Genomic DNA, 15,730 nt, shown 5'->3' on the forward strand with positions numbered 1-15,730 from the left:
CTAGCCCAAAATTTGGGTACTCAACCGGCAGGTACAGCACCGCCGTCCCTGCTCGTCGAACACCACAATCTCCCAGCTCTGGCTGGTTCGCCCAAGATGCAACGGCTGACACACTCCGCGCACCTTCCCATGCGATACCGCGCGATGGTGCGTTGCGTTCAGTTCCGTTCCCACCACGCTTTGTCCGTCGCGGGTCATCAGAAACCCGGCCATCGACCCCAGCGTTTCCGCCAGCGCCGCCGACGCCCCGCCGTGCAACAGACCGAACGGCTGATGGGTACGCGCATCCACGGGCATTTCGGCCTCAAGCGTATCGTCACCGATGCGGGTATAGACAATGCCCAGATGCGCCACCATGGAGTTCAGACTGGTGGCGTTCATTTCTTCACGCGATAAGTGACGTTTCCAGATCATCTACGCTCCCAGCGTGGAGCCGCCGTCCACCACGATATCCTGCAACGTGATATGGCTGGCAGCATCGGAGGCGAGGAACAGCACCGTGCTGGCAATCTCCTGCGGACGGGCGATTTTGCCCAGCGGAATACCGAGCTTGAACTGCTCGCCAAAGCCGCGAATACGCTGCTGCTCAGCATCGTCGCTTTTCCACAGGGTGCGCTGCATATCGGTATCCGTTGACCCAGGTGACACCAGATTACAGCGCACGCCACTGCCCGCCAGCTCAAGCCCGACGGTCAGCGCCAGGCTTTTTAGCGCCGCTTTCGACGCACCGTAGGCGCTCATGCCGATACGCGGCGTGTGGGCCGCGTCAGACGCCACGGTGACAATCGCCCCGCTTTGCTGGCGACGGAACTGGCCCATCGTCTGCTGGAACAGGTTAAATGCCCCGCCGACATTAACCGCGAAGGTCTGCTGCCAGTCCTCCTGCGCAATCTGGTCGGTCGCGCCCATACGCAGTATTCCCGCCGCGTTCACCAGCACGTCCAGACGCTCAAGTCTTGCCAGCGCGCGCCCGCACACCTCGCGGACCTGTGCGGCATCCGCGATGTCCAGCGTTTCGGTGGCAAAGGGATACGCTTCCTGCGGGAAGGCCAGGTCAAATCCGGTGACCTGCGCGCCCGCTTCAACAAACGCCCGCGCCGTCGCGTAACCGATGCCCTTACCCGCGCCCGTTACCCAGACGGTTTTGCCGGTAAAATCGAACCCCGCCATCACTTCACCTCGCGGGAGAGCAGCGCCCACCAGGCGTCGAGGGTGGGATTTTTCGCCAGCATCACGAAGTCGATATCGCCGTGCACTTTGCGCCAGCGGGCGGCCAGCGCCATCATGCGCACCGAGTCCAGACCGTAGTCGATCAGGTTTTCGTCATCCATCGGCTCATCTGATTCATCCAGCAGCGGCAGGATGATGTCACGCAGTGCCGCTTTCGTGGCCGGAATAGACGGCAGCAGGTCGTCCGTCATAACCACCCGGCCGGCGCGCCCTGCGACGTAGTTCAGGGACATCAGGTGCTCATCGCGGGTAAAATCGGCCAGCGCATCGGCGATAAAGAACGGTTTGATATCCCGCATAAAGGCGTCTGTAGCGGTCGTCATGCAGCCAATATGGGCGTAAACCCCGGTGATCAGCAGCTGGTTGCGCCCCGTCTCTTTCAGCATCAACTCCAGCGGCGAGCGGTGGAACGCGCTGTAGCGCCACTTCACCAGTACCGTATCGGCTTCATCCGGCGTCAGCTGAGACACAATGCGCTGCTGCTCTGGTGAGCGGGTCAGCCCCGGTCCCCACATATCGTTCAGCAGGGCGCGGTCTTCATCGCTCTGCGCTTTCGGCTGCGCGGTGTAGTAAACCGGAATATTGTGTTGCTTGCAGTAATCGCGAAGTCTGGCGATATTCGCGACCACCTGGGCCATCATCGGGCTGTTTTCGCCCCAGAAGTTTAGGAAATACTCCTGCATATCATGGATCAACAGCGCGGCACGTTCTGGCTCAAACGCCCAGTTCACTTTGTTGTCTGGCAGATCTGCGGCCGTCGGCAGCGCATAAGCGGTTAATTGTGGAATGGCCATACTCTGTTCCTTAGCCCCGGGCGCGTTCAGCTAGCCACAGGCGCAACTGTTTCTTATCGACTTTGCCGACGGGCGTTAACGGAAGCGCATCAACGCTCTCCACGCGGTCCGGCAGTTTAAATTCTGCAACGCCCTGCTCACGCAGGAAGCGGCGCACCTCCACCGCACGCAGTGGCTCTTTCACCACCAGATACGCGCAGCTCTTTTCACCCAGCAGGCTGTCCTCCATGCTCACCAGGGCCGCGTGGATCACCGCGTCGTGGCGCAGCAGCAGGTTTTCAATCTCTTCTGCGGCAATCTTTTCGCCGCCGCGGTTGATCTGATCTTTCTCCCGTCCCTGAACGGTGATGTAGCCCTGTTCGTCAATGGCGATCAGATCGCCGGAGCAGTAAAAGCCGTCTGCATCAAAGGCGCTGGCGTTGTGCTCCGGACTGTTGAAATAGCCGCGGAAGGTATACGGCCCGCGGGTCATCAGACGCCCGACTTCACCGCGCGGGAGCGGATTACCGTGCTCGTCCGCCACCCACACTTCGTCATCCGGGCACATCGGGCGCCCCTGCGTATTGATAATGCGTTCCGGCGTATCATCGAGCGCGGTGTAGTTCACCAGCCCTTCCGCCATACCAAACACCTGCTGCAGCTGGCAGCCAATTTCTGCCGGAATACGCGCCGCGAGCGTCGCGGACAGGCGCGCCCCACCGACCTGCAGCAGCGTCAGCGATGAGAGCGGGGCATTCCCTGCACCGTCGGCAATCGCCTGCAGCCACAGGCTGACCGCCGGGGGCACCAGCGAGGTAACCGTGATCTGATGTTTTTCTATCAGCGGGAAGCAGATCGTGGCGCTCGGATCGTTTGCCAGCACCACGCAGCCCCCCGCCGTAAAGACGCCTAACGAGCCGGGTGAGCTCATGGCGTAGTTATGGGCCGCTGGCAGCGCATTCAGATAACGCGTGTCCGCGGTAATCCCGCAGATCGCATTGCTGCGACGGATGCTGTAGTCATAGTCGTTATGCGTACGCGGGATCAGCTTCGGCGTGCCGGTGCTCCCGCCCGAGAGCTGGAAGAACGCCACTTCGTCGGCAGGAGTCGGGTTCGGAATGAAATTTTCTGCCGGATGCGCAATCGCCGCGTCCAGTGCATGTTCACCCTTGTCGCCGCGCAGCAGCACGACGCGCACCGAACGGTGCTCATCGACAAAAGTATTGAGGAAGTCATCCCCTGCAAACAGGGCGTGCTCGCGATCGGCTATCAGCAGCGCAGGTTTGATCTGCGTGGCGTAGGCGTTCAGCTCCGAGCGCTGATGGCTAAAGAGCGCATTGACCGGCGCCACGCCCATCTGCAGCAGGGCGAAAAAGGTCATGTAAAACTCGCACACGTTGCCAAGCTGCACCAGCGCCGTTTCACCGCGATGAAGCCCCAACGCCTGCAGCCGCGATGCCAGGTTATTCACGGCCTGGTTAAACTCGCGGTACGTTATGCGACGGTCACCGTCGACGATCGCCACCGCATCGTTATTCGCCTGATCCGTCAGGATGTGGGTCAGCGGCAGATCCTGCCAGTAGCCTTTTTCACGGTAGCGCCGGGCAAAATCCTCGGGCCAACGGGTAAAGGGAAGGGTCATGAGTGTTCCTTAATGCAAACCGAAAACATTGAGCATGGTGGAGAGTTTTACGCCGGTTTCACGCCACTCGCCCACGGGTGAAGAGGCCGGGACAATGCCCGCGCCGGCAAACAGGCGAACGGTATTCTGCTGCAGACGTGCGCAGCGGATGGTGACCACCCATTCGCCATTGCCTTCACTGTCACACCAGCCGACGATGCCGCCGAACAGCTCGCGATCGAACGGCTCCAGCCCGGCGATCAATGCCTTAGCAGCCTGATGCGGGAAACCGCTCAGGGCTGGCGTCGGGTGCAGCAGGCAGGCCAGCGTCAGCGCGTTTTCGTTTTCACGCGCCTCACCTTCCACCGGCGTGGCCAGATGCCAGAGCGTGGGAGTGGTGATCAACTGTGGGGAGGACGGCATGCTGAGGTGATGGCTGCGCGGTTTGAGAATGGCTTTCATCGCCTGGGTCACCAGGTCATGCTCGTGACGATCTTTTTCAGACGCCAGCAGCTTGTTGCCCGCCTCGCGATCCAGCACGTCATCCGGCTGACGACGCGCGGAGCCTGCCAGCGGCAGAGAGCTAAAATGCGCCCCTTCTTTACGCAGCAGCAGTTCCGGGCTTGCGCCGAGCAGCACGCCACCGTCTTCCAGCGGTACGTGGAAGTTGTAGCTGGCCGGGTTCTGGGCGATCAGCCGCTCCATGAGCGCACCGCTATCAATCGGTTTGTCGGTGACGATATCAATCAGGCGCGACAGCACCACTTTGTTCACCTGCGGCGTGGCGGTGAGGGCAGCCGCGCGGGCGACCATCTCTTCAAATACCGGCTGCGGCGGGATCTCGGTGCGTTTTTCCACCTTCAACGCCTGTGAGCCGGCAACATAGCGGGCGGACTGCTGACGCGCCGGGCGAGAAAAGGTCTGCCAGCGTTGCGGAATAAACAGAGACGACGGCTTGCGGGTATCAAACGGAATGGCACCCACCATCACAGGATGGGCAATGCCGCTGGCTTTTGCGTTGCGGAAAGCGTGGGCTAATTTCTGCTGAAACTGTCCTGCCGGATCGTCACCCCCGACGGCGGATTCAGAGAAGCGGGAAAAACAGCCGGACGTGGTAAAACTGCGGTAAGGCGACATAAAGAAAAAGCTGTCTGATTGCAGCGTGCTGGCGGTGTGCTGAACTTCCTCAGCCAGGGACGTATCCATTTCATCCTCCTAAAATGATAAAGGCAGTAATAATGATTATCATTTATATTTGCGCTCGCTAACCTAATCTCACATCGCGTCGCTGTCAACCGCAGAGCAAACATCTTCTTCGGGTAACGCTTGCATCCCGTCGTCGCAGACATGAAAATGAGAAGCATTAACTTCAACAGAAACAGGATGCCACGTTGTGAAATGTCTTGCCGTCTGCCGTAATCCCCTGCTTTTCATCGGACTTTTTGTTTTAGGACTTACCTCAGCGCTTGCCGCCGACTGGCCGCGTCAGGTGAAAGACAGCCGCGGCGTGCATACGCTTGAGCACAAACCGACGCGCATCGTCTCCACCAGCGTGACCCTGACCGGCTCCCTGCTGGCGATTGACGCGCCGGTTATTGCCAGCGGCGCCACCACGCCCAACAACCGCGTGGCGGATGGGCAGGGATTCTTGCGCCAGTGGGGCGATATTGCGAAACAGCGTCAGCTTGCGCGTCTGTACATTGGCGAGCCGAGCGCCGAAGCGGTGGCCGCCCAGATGCCGGACCTGATTTTGATCAGTGCCACCGGCGGGGATTCGGCGCTGGCGTTGTATGACCAGCTTTCAGCTATCGCGCCGACGCTTGTTATTAACTACGACGACAAAAGCTGGCAGGCGCTGCTAAAACAGCTCGGCACAATCACGGGTCAGGAAAAACAGGCCGCCGAGCGCATCGCCGCGTTTGATAAGCAGCTTGCCCAGGTGAAACAGCAGATGACATTACCGCCGCAGCCGGTGAACGCCATCGTCTACACCGCCGCCGCGCACTCGGCAAACCTGTGGACGGCGGAATCCGCTCAGGGCCAGTTATTGCAGCAGCTGGGCTTTACGCTGGCTGAACTGCCTGCCGGATTGCACACCTCAAAAAGTCAGGGTCAGCGTCATGATATTATTCAGTTAGGCGGGGAAAATCTGGCGACCGGGCTGAACGGCGAAGGGCTGTTCCTGTTTGCCGGTGATCAGAAAGATGTGGATGCGATTTACGCCAATCCGCTGCTGGCGCACCTTCCAGCCGTGCAGAACAAGCGCGTCTGGGCACTGGGAACAGAGACGTTCCGCCTGGATTATTACAGTGCAATGCGGGTACTGCAGCGTTTAGACGCACAGTTCAGGTAAGAGGCTAACCCGGCCCTCTCGGTGAGAGGGCCGGTGTGAACGCATCAGGCCGCACTGTCGTTCAACACAATCTCCTGCCTGAACCGACGCAGCTCAACCAGGACCACCAGCAATATCACTCCCAGCATAGCCAGGACAAAGCCGCTGCTGCTCGCTGAAGCCACCGGGGTCATTATCGCCCCCAGCCCGCCGAGGATAGCCGCGCCAATGGCATCGCCCGTCACGTTCTGTGCGGTCCACAGACCGTTGATACGCCCCAGCATCCCTTCCGGCGTCTGGGTCTGAATCAGGGTGTACTGCAACAATGAACTGATGGCGCTTAGCCAGCCAAAAATCACCAGACACATTACGCCCAGCGCCCATACCGGCATCAGACTGAAGAAACCAATCGCAATAAACGACGCCAGGGTAGCCAGCAGCATGATCAGCCCGGGACGCGCACTCTGCGCCAGGTTACCGCTGGTCAACGCGCCGCATGCCGCGCCGAGCGGAATAGCCGCGTACAGCACGCCGATTTCCGACGCGCTCATCTGCCACACGCCCGCCAGCGCCGGGTAAAGCACGCGTACGGCGCTGGCCATCGTCAGCAGACCGCCGAGCAGCGCAATGCCACCTATCAACGGATTGCTGAACAGAAAACGGATCGCGGCCATCAGTGATGTCAGCGGATGTTCGCGCGGCTGTGGCGGAGGCGGCAGGCGCGGCAAACGCAGGAGCGTGAGCGTAGTGATAAAGGTGCCCGCCGCCGCCAGCCCGTAGTTCCACGCCACGTTGCCGGTCGCCAGCAGCAGGCCACCGACCATCGGTGAAATTACCGACCCGAGGCGCACGGTCAGCATGGTGATTGCCCCCGCCTGCATCAGGTTTTCGCGCCCGACCAGCGCGGGCGTGGCTGCCAGCAGCGCCGTGACGCCGAGTGACGCAAAAAAACCGTCCCACAGACCGAGGGCGTAAATGGCAATCAGTGACGGCTCCGGCAGCATGGCGTTCAGACACAGCCCGATAAAGCCTAAGCCGCAGGTGCCGCGTGCCAGCAGGATCAGTTTTTTACGCTCATACCGGTCCGCCAGCACGCCGCCCACCATCAGGCCGATAAACATCGCCCCACCGGTTAAGGTGACCGAAAGCCCCACCAGCCAGCTGGAGTGGGTCATGGACTGGATCTGCACCGGCACGGCAACACCAAGCAGGCCGAGGGAGAGGATGGAGATAAAACGGGCGATAAAGACAGCGCGGTATGCGGGGTGCGTCTTCAGCAGGCTGAGGTTGAGCAGCCAGGATTTTTGATTCATGACAAGGCCTTGAGTGTATTTCTACCAATTCCATTGGCGCACATGCTAACATAGCCAAATAAGATAGATAACGATAATCACTATCATTATCAAATCATGGATGTTGCTATGTCGTTTTCCTCTTCCGCGGTGCGCGCCGTTGCCGTGCCCGTGTTATTGCTACTGTTAATCCTTGCGATTGCACTCAGTTTGCTGGTCGGCGCGAAGCCGCTGCCCGCGTCCGTTATTGTCGATGCGCTCACTGGCAGCTGTCAGAGCGCCGACTGCACCATCGTGCTCGATGCCCGCCTTCCCCGTACCCTTGCCGGACTGCTGGCCGGGGGTGCGCTGGGTCTTGCCGGTGCCTTAATGCAAACGCTCACCCGTAACCCGCTGGCCGACCCCGGTATTCTTGGGGTAAACAGCGGTGCCAGCTTTGCGATTGTGCTTGGCGCGGCGCTCTTCGGTTTTACCTCTCCGTCTGAACAACTGGTGATGGCCTTCTGCGGCGCGCTGGCGGCGTCGCTGGTGGTGGCGTTTACCGGTAGCCAGGGTGGCGGACAGCTGAGTCCGGTACGCCTGACGCTGGCGGGCGTGGCGCTTGCCGCCGTGCTGGAAGGGTTATCCAACGGCATCGCCCTGCTTAACCCGGATGTTTACGACCAGCTGCGCTTCTGGCAGGCCGGTTCGCTGGATATTCGCACCCTGGCAACCTTAAAAGTGGTGGTGATCCCGGTCGTCATCGCCGCCGCCGTCGCGCTGTGTTTAAGCCGGGCGCTCAACAGCCTGAGCCTCGGGAGCGACACCGCAACCGCGCTCGGCAACCGCGTGGCGCGCACGCAGCTAACGGGTCTTGTCGCGATCACCGTACTGTGCGGCAGCGCAACTGCAGTTGTCGGCCCCATTGCTTTTATCGGCCTGATGATGCCCCACATGGCACGCTGGCTGGTGGGTGCCGATCACCGTTGGTCGCTGCCGGTCACGCTGCTGGCTACCCCTGCCCTGCTGCTGTTCGCGGATGTTGTGGGTCGCCTGCTGGTGCCTGGTGAACTGCGCGTCTCGGTGGTAAGCGCGTTTATCGGTGCACCGGTGCTGATCTTCCTCGTGCGACGTAAACGCGGAGGTGGCGCATGATGGCCCCGTCCCGACGTTTAGTCACCAGCGTGTCGTTGCTGGCCGTCGTCATTCTGATGCTGGCGGTCTGGAGCCTGCGCAGCGGCGCGGTCACGCTCGATTTCGCGCAGATTTTTAACGCGCTGCTTGGCAGTGCGCCGCGCAATGTCACCCTGGTGGTCACCGAGTGGCGACTGCCGCGCGTGGCGATGGCGATTCTGGTGGGCGCGGCGCTCGGCGTCAGCGGTGCCATTTTTCAGTCGTTGATGCGCAACCCGCTTGGCAGCCCGGACGTAATGGGGCTGAACACCGGCGCCTGGAGCGGCGTGCTGGTGGCGATGGTGCTGTTTGGTCAGCACCTGACGGCCATCACGTTCACCGCGATGACCGGCGGGATAGTCACCGCGCTCATTATCTGGGCGCTGGCCTGGCGCAACGGTATCGACACCTTCCGCCTGATCATTATCGGTATCGGCATTCGCGCCATGTTAATGGCTTTCAACACCTGGCTATTGCTGCAGGCTTCGCTCGACACCGCGCTCTCTGCCGGTCTGTGGTATGCCGGTTCACTCAATGGCCTGACGTGGGGCAAAACCTGGCCCGCTGCCCCGCTGATCCTGGTGATGTTTATTGGCGCGGTGTTGCTGGTACGCCGGATGCGCCTGCTGGAGATGGGTGATGACAGCGCCTGCGCGCTGGGCGTGGGCGTTGAGCGCTCGCGCCTGATGCTGATGCTGGTGGCGGTGTTACTGACCGCTGCCGCCACCGCCATCGCCGGGCCGATCTCGTTTATCGCGCTGGTTGCACCGCACATTGCCCGGCGCATCAGCGGCACGGCGCGCTGGGGATTAACCCAGGCGGCGCTGTGTGGCGCAGCGTTACTGCTGGCCGCCGACCTCTGCGCCCAGCGGTTATTTATGCCTTATCAACTTCCGGTAGGCGTCGTGACCGTCAGCCTCGGCGGGATTTACCTCATCGTCTTGTTAGTTCAGGAGTCACGCAAGAAATGACAAACAGCACAACCCGCTTGCGCGGCGAACACTTAACCCTCGGCTATGGCAAAAAAATCATTGCCCGTGACCTGACGGTGGCTATCCCGGACGGCCATTTTACGGCGATTATCGGCCCGAACGGCTGCGGTAAATCGACCCTGCTGCGCACCCTCAGCCGCCTGATGACGCCGGTTGAGGGCTGCGTGTATCTCGACGGCGAGCAGATCCAGCGCTTTGCCAGCAAAGAGGTGGCGCGCCGTATCGGCCTGCTGGCGCAAAACGCCACCACGCCCGGGGATATCACGGTGCAGGAACTGGTCTCGCGCGGGCGCTATCCGCATCAGCCGCTGTTTACTCGCTGGCGTAAAGAGGATGATGAGGCGGTGAAGCGGGCAATGCAGGCGACGGGCATTACCGACCTGGCCCGGCAAAGCGTGGATACGCTCTCCGGCGGGCAGCGCCAGCGGGCGTGGATTGCGATGGTGCTGGCACAGGAAACCGCCATCATGCTGCTGGACGAGCCTACCACGTGGCTGGATATCAGCCATCAGATCGATCTGCTGGAGTTGTTGAGCGAGCTGAACCGCACGCAGGGCTATACGCTGGCAGCCGTGCTGCATGATTTAAATCAGGCATGCCGCTATGCCACACATTTGATTGCGTTACGCGATGGCGAAATTGTGGCGCAGGGTGCGCCAAAAGAGATTGTGACGCCGGATCTGATCGCGCAGATCTACGGCATGCGCTGCATGATTATCGACGATCCCGTGGCCGGTACGCCGCTGGTGGTGCCGTTGGGCAAGCATGCAGTCTGATGCCCTCACCCTCTCCTGGAAAAGAGGGTGAGAGTGAGGGGAAACCGCTACCCCAATATCGCCTTCAGCACCGGTCCTATCGTCTCAAACGCCTGCGGTGAAATGATATCCACGTGGGCGCAATCCTGGCTGTAAACCTCCAGTTCCCCCACCCACGGCGCCCAGGCCTGCTGCGGATCCAGCGTTTGCGTGCGCCCGGCAACAAACAACGTCGCTTTACCGTCGAACCGTGAACTGTGCGCCGTTGTCAGGAGGCGGACGGCATCGGCGTAATTCCCTTCGATGGCGTTAAAGAGCTCGCCAGAGCCTTGCCCCTGCTGCGCGGCGATAAACGCCTGGCGCTCGCGTTCGATTTCTGCCAGTACGTCCGGATCGAGACCATGGGCCTCTTTCTCTGCCCAGTTCTGGGTTTCCGGCGGCCAGGTATCCAGCAAGCCGAGAAACGCCACCGCGTCACCCTGCTCGCGCAGACGGGCCGCAATGCCCTGCGCCAGCGTGCCGCCAAGCGAGTAGCCGAACAGATAATACGGCCCCTGCGGCTGTTGCGCGCGCAGCGTCTGCAGATGCTGTTCGATCACCTCGTCCAGCGTAGCGCACTGCTGCATCGGCCCTTCCGGACGCGGCGACTGAATGCCGGTGATTGACCAGCGCGGGCTGAGATAGCGCGCCAGCACGCTAAACTGCCAGGCAAAACCGGATGCCGGATGGAAGCAGAACAGTGTCGGACCGTGGCTTTCACGCAGCGGCAGAAGGGTCTCGTAGCCCAGACGCTGCGCCTGCTCGTCATTCATCGATGAATCCAGCAGCGCGCTGAGCATGCTGACCGTCGAGGCCACCATAATCTGCCCCGGCGTGACCCTGCGGGCAAACGTACGGCTGAGCTGCGCAGCCAGGCGCATCGCCAGCAGGGAATGACCGCCGAGGGCGAAGAAATCGGCATCGATGTCGTTCACCTCACAACCGAGCAGGGCAGAAAATGCCTGCGCGACGGCCACTTCAGCGTCTGTTTCTGGCGCCCGCCCGGACGTCTTGCGGGTCAATTCCGGCAACGGAAGCGCCTTGCGGTCAAGCTTTCCGTTGGCAGAGAGCGGCAGCGCGCTGATTTGCAGCAGCACCACCGGCACCATATGGGGCGGCAATTGAGCTTTAAGCGAGTGCAGCAGCGCATCGCGGTCCAGCGGCAAGCCGGACCCGGAGACGACATACCCTACCAGCTGTCGGGCATCGCCCCCGGTTGCCGCCGCCTGATTAAAGACGCACGCGTGCGCTACGGCCTGCGCCACGTCAGGCAGCGAAAGCATCGCACGATCGATTTCGCCGAGCTCGATACGCTGACCACGAATTTTGAGCTGATCGTCGCTTCGGCCCAGATATTCCACCGCGCCGTTATCCAGCCAGCGCGCCACGTCCCCGGTGCGGTACATCCGCTCGCCAGGTGCAAAGGGATCGGCAATGAAGCGGCTGGCGGTCAGGTCCGGACGACCGAGATACCCCTGCGCAAGCTGGATCCCGGTAATATAGAGGTCACCGGCCACGCCGAACGGCACCGGACGCATCATCGCATCCAGAATGCGCAGCCCCGTATTCCACACCGGGAAGCCAATCGGCACGCTGTTGCCCGCTACCGCTGCCAGTTCCGGACCCGACGCCGGATACCAGCTCACGTCCACCGCCGCTTCTGTTGGACCATAGAGGTTATGCAACGGGACATGAGTAAGGTGCTCCCACTCCCGACACAGTTCTGTCGGCAGCGCTTCCCCGCTGCAAAACACCTGCTTCAGGGTCTGACAGCAGTCGGCATTTTCCGGCGTCAGCGAGGCAACGAACGCCGCCAGCATCGACGGCACAAAGTGTGTCGTGGTCACGCCATAATGCGCGAAGAAGTTCTGCATCGCCTGCGGATCGCGGTGCGCGTCCGGCTCGGCCATCACCAGCTTCGCGCCGGCGATAAAGGGCCACCAGAACTCCCAGACCGAGACGTCAAAACTGCACGGCGTCTTCTGCGCCACCACGTCATGCGCGTCCAGCGGATAGTGATCCTGCATCCACATCAGGCGGTTAACGATGGCGGTATGCCCTACCATCACGCCTTTTGGCCGTCCCGTTGAGCCTGAGGTAAAGATGATGTACGCCGTGTGCGCCGGCTTTGCCAGCCGCAGCGGTTCACTGCCCGCAGGGGGTAACAGTGTGTTGTAACTCAATACAGGGACCGGCAGATCGCGAAAGCGCGAAAGCTGATCGTCAGAGGCGATCAGCAGGGACGGTTTCGCGTCCTCCAGCATCATGCGCAGACGATCGTCCGGGTAACCGGTATCCAGCGGCAACCACGCGGCGCCCGCCTCCACGATGCCGTGCAGCGCCAGGGTAAGAAACACCGAGCGCGGCAGGGCTACCGCCACGCTGTCGCCAGGCTTAACGCCGCGTTCCCGCAGTAATGTCGCAAGAGCCACCACCTGCTCGCGCATCTGGCGGTAATTCAGTTCGATGTGCGCATCAGCAAGCGCGGGGGCATCCGGCGTTTTATCCGCCTGGTCTGCCACCAACTGAGCCAGCGTGGTTGACGGTAGCGCCAGCCCGGTATCATTGATACGCGCCAGCTGCTGGTATTCCTGCTCTGAAACGGTTTCTGCTTCGCCGCAGCGCAAATCCGGGTTGGCAGCAAACTGCATCAGCATGGCGTTCAGGCGTGCAACGTGGCGCGTTAGCGTCGCTTCATCGTAGCGCTGCTTATTGGCAAGGATTTCAATACTCAGGCCGCCCTGCTCGTCCGGGAACAGCGCCAGTTCAAGGTCATTGACCGGGCCAGTGGCCAGCGTATGGGTGATGGCGTCCACGCCATCCATATCCAGCTGATAATCAAACACCTTGACGTTCAGTACCGGGCCAAACAGCGCGTCATCGCCCGCGGCACGGCCGCTGTCGCGCACGATCTGCTCGGCGTCATAACGCTGATGGCGACGCATTTTTTTCAGCTGGTGTGCCAGACGATGCGCCAGCGCAGGCAGGCTTTCATGCGGGGCGATGTTCACCGCCAGCGGCAGCACGTTCAGCACCGGACCGGTTGCCGTTAAGGCCGCCGACCCCATTCGGCGCATAAAGATAAACCCGGCGGCGTAGTCCAGCCGTCCGGTCAGACGCCCGATCCACAGCGCCACCAGCGCAAGCGCCAGATCGGTACGCTGAACCGGCCCCGCCGCCTGAGCAAGCCGGGTAAAGGCGCGGCGGTCAGCCGTGACCTTCAGACGCAGAATATCGGTGGTCGCCGCACGGCCCGGCAGCGGTGCCGACGACAGCGAGACCGGGGAAGGAAGCTGCTTACGCTGCTCCGCCCAGAACGCCCCGTCGCGCTGATACGCTTCGCTGTCGCGATAGCGCTGGTACTCCTCTACCACCTCGGCGAAAGGGGTAAACGGCGACGCGGGCGTGGGCTCGCCGTTTTGCCATGCGCGATAAATGGCGGCGATCTGGCGGGTAATCGCCGGAAAACTGAAGCCATCCACCACCAGATGATGATATCGCTGATACCAGTACCAGTGCCCTTCGCCTACCTGAATCAGCTGATGGAACGCCAGCGGCTGACCGCTGTCCACGCGCAGGTTCTGGTTTAAATCCGCTGCCATCAGGGCCATCGCCGCGTCATGGGATTCGGCGCGAACCACGGACGGTTCAGGCAGTGACATAGCGTCATCCACCCACTGCCACACCTCGCCATTCTCTTGCACAAAACGCATGCGCAGGGTGTCGGCCTGCCGCATCCCTTCAACAATGGCTTTTGCCAGCAGCGGTGCGTCAATATTGCCCTTCAGCTCGGTGTAGTGCGCCACGCTCCAGGCGTTTGGCAGGGAGGTAAGCTGCTCCGCCATCCAGATACCCGGCTGGGCGGCGACAAGGGGAAGACGGTTCATGCTTTCTCTCCCGCAAAATACGACGGTTGCAGGGTTTGCCAGTGGTCGGCGAGCCACTGCTGACAGGCTTCCTGAGATTGTGCTTCACAGACCACGCGCCAGCCCGCCGGCAGCTGGCACTGCTGCGGCCACAGACTGTACTGTCCCTGGTCGTTACGCAAAATCGCAAACTGACCCTGCGGATTATCGAAAGGGTTGCTGAATTCCATACAGACTCCGTTAGTGAATAAGCGGCTGCCAGAGGATCATCAGCCCCTGCGTCAGCCCACCGCGCCAGCAAAGCGCGTCGTGTCCGCCGTCAACCTGACGCCAGATAACCGGTTGCTGCGGGTGCAGTTCGGCGTAGATCGCCTGATTCGCGCGGAAGATGAGCGGCTCATTGCGCCCGGCTTCAAGAACGATACGCAGCCCGCGCGCGGTGAGGTCGCCCGCTTTAAGTTGTTCGATGAGCAACCCGTCCTGCTGACCGCCACGGTGCGGCCACCAGCAGGAGCCGGACTGGCTTAATACGCAGCCAAAGCGCTCGGGCCAGTTAAGCCCGGCATAAAGTGAAGAGAGGCCGCCAAAGCTTTGACCCGCGACGACCGTTCGGTCGGCGCGGTCGCTGAACGGAGTGCGGCTGTTCACCCGCGGGAGAAGTTCCTCCTGCACCGCCCGCCAGAAATCAGGGTTGCAGGGCAACTCGTGATTGCGGTGCGCCATGTCGATCACATCGATTAAGACGTAGACGGCAGGCGGCAATTTGCCCGCGTTTGTCAGCGCGGTCAGCGGAGACCACACGGGCATGCTTTCGGCCCAGAACTGGCCGTCGAGCAGTACGGCAAGCGGCCGCTCCGGGCTGTCTTCACCGGTGGTGAAAACCCACACCCGGCGGCGGTTATTCAGACGCACGCTTTCCCATTCAAAGCAGACGGGCGCGTTGCCGGGCGTTGCGGGCGTGTTCCAGCCAGGCTGAACCGGGGCCTCGGGCATTTCGAGCGCCGAGACGGGATGCCCGCGTCCGCCGCGCCAGCTTTGCGGATTTAGCGGATCGGCCATCGCCGCAGGGAGCAACTTTCGCCAGCCTTCACGCAGCGCCAAACGATCGGGTTGCTCGCCGTGGAAGACCGCGTCGGCAAAATCATCTTCGTTCACTGAGGGGATAAAACAGTAGCTGCCGCGCCATTGCGGGGTGAACGCGCCCTGCCACTGCCAGACGTCAGTATCAGGAATGCGCTCGAGGGATTGCGGACGGGCATTTTGATGGTGATCGGTCACGCCGGTGATGTAGAGCCAGACGCGTTTTAGCGGCGAGGTTTTTTGCGTTCCTGCCGGGTCACGCCACCAGAAAGTGACGCGATAGTGCCCCTTCTCGCGGGTCCATTCGGGTCCGTTTTTCGACTGCCACCAGGCTTCACTTCCCGTTTTTAACCCCGTCACCCGTATAACCTCATGTTTATCAGTCTTTTTTGTTTCAGGACAAATTTTATTGATAATATTATTGATAACTATTTGCATTTGCAATAGCGTAGTGGCCGCGCTGTGGGAAGCGCGCTCATAAAACAACCATGCCACGCGTTGTGTGCGCTCGAGGACGGGGCTGCTTACGCAAACTGCGGGTGACACCATGCCGCCTCCTCTCCCTTTCGGGAATGGAGCCCGGGGATGCGGCGCGAAA

At 61.3% G+C, this 15,730-nt stretch carries 13 protein-coding genes; 4 read left to right on the forward strand and 9 right to left on the reverse strand.

Features of this window, described 5'->3' with window-relative positions; translation table 11 throughout:
* Genes entH through entC form a run of 5 tightly spaced genes read right to left on the reverse strand, consistent with a single transcriptional unit; the run spans position 1 to position 4,830 of the window.
* On the reverse strand, positions 1 to 414 hold the full coding sequence (gene entH, locus F8561_RS14425; RefSeq protein ID WP_014169074.1) for a proofreading thioesterase EntH: 414 nt from the start codon (positions 412 to 414) through the stop codon (positions 1 to 3).
* On the reverse strand, positions 415 to 1,170 hold the full coding sequence (entA, locus tag F8561_RS14430) for a 2,3-dihydro-2,3-dihydroxybenzoate dehydrogenase EntA (protein ID WP_020885024.1): 756 nt from the start codon (positions 1,168 to 1,170) through the stop codon (positions 415 to 417).
* Positions 1,170 to 2,024 carry an isochorismatase gene (locus F8561_RS14435; RefSeq protein WP_014169072.1) on the reverse strand — a complete coding sequence of 285 codons (855 nt, stop codon included), beginning with the start codon at positions 2,022 to 2,024 and terminating at the stop codon, positions 1,170 to 1,172. Before F8561_RS14435 ends, entA begins: the two co-directional genes overlap by 1 nt.
* 10 nt (positions 2,025 to 2,034) lie before the next feature.
* The gene (gene entE, locus F8561_RS14440) at positions 2,035 to 3,645 is read right to left on the reverse strand and encodes a (2,3-dihydroxybenzoyl)adenylate synthase EntE (protein WP_014169071.1); all 1,611 of its coding nucleotides are present in this window, start codon (positions 3,643 to 3,645) and stop codon (positions 2,035 to 2,037) included.
* Positions 3,646 to 3,654: 9 nt separating this feature from the next.
* Positions 3,655 to 4,830: an isochorismate synthase EntC gene (gene entC, locus F8561_RS14445; protein ID WP_025204697.1), complete on the reverse strand. Its 1,176-nt coding sequence runs from the start codon at positions 4,828 to 4,830 to the stop codon at positions 3,655 to 3,657.
* A gap of 187 nt (positions 4,831 to 5,017) precedes the next feature.
* On the opposite strand from entC, the gene fepB reads away from it, so the two are divergent.
* Positions 5,018 to 5,977 carry a Fe2+-enterobactin ABC transporter substrate-binding protein gene (gene fepB, locus F8561_RS14450; protein ID WP_151887617.1) on the forward strand — a complete coding sequence of 320 codons (960 nt, stop codon included), beginning with the start codon at positions 5,018 to 5,020 and terminating at the stop codon, positions 5,975 to 5,977.
* A 44-nt stretch (positions 5,978 to 6,021) separates the two neighbouring features.
* On the opposite strand, the gene entS is transcribed toward fepB, so the two are convergent.
* Positions 6,022 to 7,269 (reverse strand): enterobactin transporter EntS, encoded by a 1,248-nt coding sequence (gene entS / locus F8561_RS14455; protein ID WP_151887618.1) that lies wholly within the window; start codon positions 7,267 to 7,269, stop codon positions 6,022 to 6,024.
* A gap of 108 nt (positions 7,270 to 7,377) precedes the next feature.
* Between entS and fepD the strand changes: the two genes are divergently transcribed.
* Genes fepD through fepC form a run of 3 tightly spaced genes read left to right on the forward strand, consistent with a single transcriptional unit; the run spans position 7,378 to position 10,168 of the window.
* A complete protein-coding gene (gene fepD / locus F8561_RS14460; RefSeq protein WP_032677660.1) occupies positions 7,378 to 8,382 on the forward strand; it encodes a Fe(3+)-siderophore ABC transporter permease in 1,005 nt (334 codons plus the stop codon).
* On the forward strand, positions 8,382 to 9,371 hold the full coding sequence (gene fepG, locus F8561_RS14465; protein ID WP_106504357.1) for an iron-enterobactin ABC transporter permease: 990 nt from the start codon (positions 8,382 to 8,384) through the stop codon (positions 9,369 to 9,371). The genes fepD and fepG overlap by 1 nt, the downstream gene beginning before the upstream one ends.
* Positions 9,368 to 10,168, forward strand: coding sequence for an iron-enterobactin ABC transporter ATP-binding protein (gene fepC, locus F8561_RS14470; protein WP_020885031.1), 801 nt, complete (start codon positions 9,368 to 9,370; stop codon positions 10,166 to 10,168). Before fepG ends, fepC begins: the two co-directional genes overlap by 4 nt.
* A 47-nt stretch (positions 10,169 to 10,215) precedes the next feature.
* On the opposite strand, the gene entF is transcribed toward fepC, so the two are convergent.
* Genes entF through fes form a run of 3 tightly spaced genes read right to left on the reverse strand, consistent with a single transcriptional unit; the run spans position 10,216 to position 15,492 of the window.
* A complete protein-coding gene (gene entF, locus F8561_RS14475) occupies positions 10,216 to 14,073 on the reverse strand; it encodes an enterobactin non-ribosomal peptide synthetase EntF (protein WP_151887619.1) in 3,858 nt (1,285 codons plus the stop codon).
* On the reverse strand, positions 14,070 to 14,282 hold the full coding sequence (locus F8561_RS14480; protein ID WP_014169063.1) for an MbtH family protein: 213 nt from the start codon (positions 14,280 to 14,282) through the stop codon (positions 14,070 to 14,072). The genes entF and F8561_RS14480 overlap by 4 nt, the downstream gene beginning before the upstream one ends.
* A 10-nt stretch (positions 14,283 to 14,292) precedes the next feature.
* Complete coding sequence (gene fes, locus F8561_RS14485; RefSeq protein ID WP_151887620.1) at positions 14,293 to 15,492, reverse strand: enterochelin esterase; 1,200 nt, start codon at positions 15,490 to 15,492, stop codon at positions 14,293 to 14,295.
* Positions 15,493 to 15,730 lie beyond the last annotated feature (238 nt).

It is taken from the genome of Enterobacter sp. 198 (assembly GCF_009025585.1).
GTDB lineage: Bacteria > Pseudomonadota > Gammaproteobacteria > Enterobacterales > Enterobacteriaceae > Enterobacter > Enterobacter ludwigii.

Bases quoted from the DNA above. Each gene is read 5' to 3' on its own strand.
- entF (WP_151887619.1), bottom strand. From the start codon at position 14,073: ATGAACCGTCTTCCCCTTGTCGCCGCCCAGCCGGGTATCTGGATGGCG.
- F8561_RS14480 (WP_014169063.1), bottom strand. From the start codon at position 14,282: ATGGAATTCAGCAACCCTTTCGATAATCCGCAGGGTCAGTTTGCGATT.
- F8561_RS14435 (WP_014169072.1), bottom strand. From the start codon at position 2,024: ATGGCCATTCCACAATTAACCGCTTATGCGCTGCCGACGGCCGCAGAT.
- fepG (WP_106504357.1), top strand. From the start codon at position 8,382: ATGGCCCCGTCCCGACGTTTAGTCACCAGCGTGTCGTTGCTGGCCGTC.
- fepC (WP_020885031.1), top strand. From the start codon at position 9,368: ATGACAAACAGCACAACCCGCTTGCGCGGCGAACACTTAACCCTCGGC.
- entA (WP_020885024.1), bottom strand. From the start codon at position 1,170: ATGGCGGGGTTCGATTTTACCGGCAAAACCGTCTGGGTAACGGGCGCG.
- entH (WP_014169074.1), bottom strand. From the start codon at position 414: ATGATCTGGAAACGTCACTTATCGCGTGAAGAAATGAACGCCACCAGT.
- entE (WP_014169071.1), bottom strand. From the start codon at position 3,645: ATGACCCTTCCCTTTACCCGTTGGCCCGAGGATTTTGCCCGGCGCTAC.
- entC (WP_025204697.1), bottom strand. From the start codon at position 4,830: ATGGATACGTCCCTGGCTGAGGAAGTTCAGCACACCGCCAGCACGCTG.
- fepD (WP_032677660.1), top strand. From the start codon at position 7,378: ATGTCGTTTTCCTCTTCCGCGGTGCGCGCCGTTGCCGTGCCCGTGTTA.
- entS (WP_151887618.1), bottom strand. From the start codon at position 7,269: ATGAATCAAAAATCCTGGCTGCTCAACCTCAGCCTGCTGAAGACGCAC.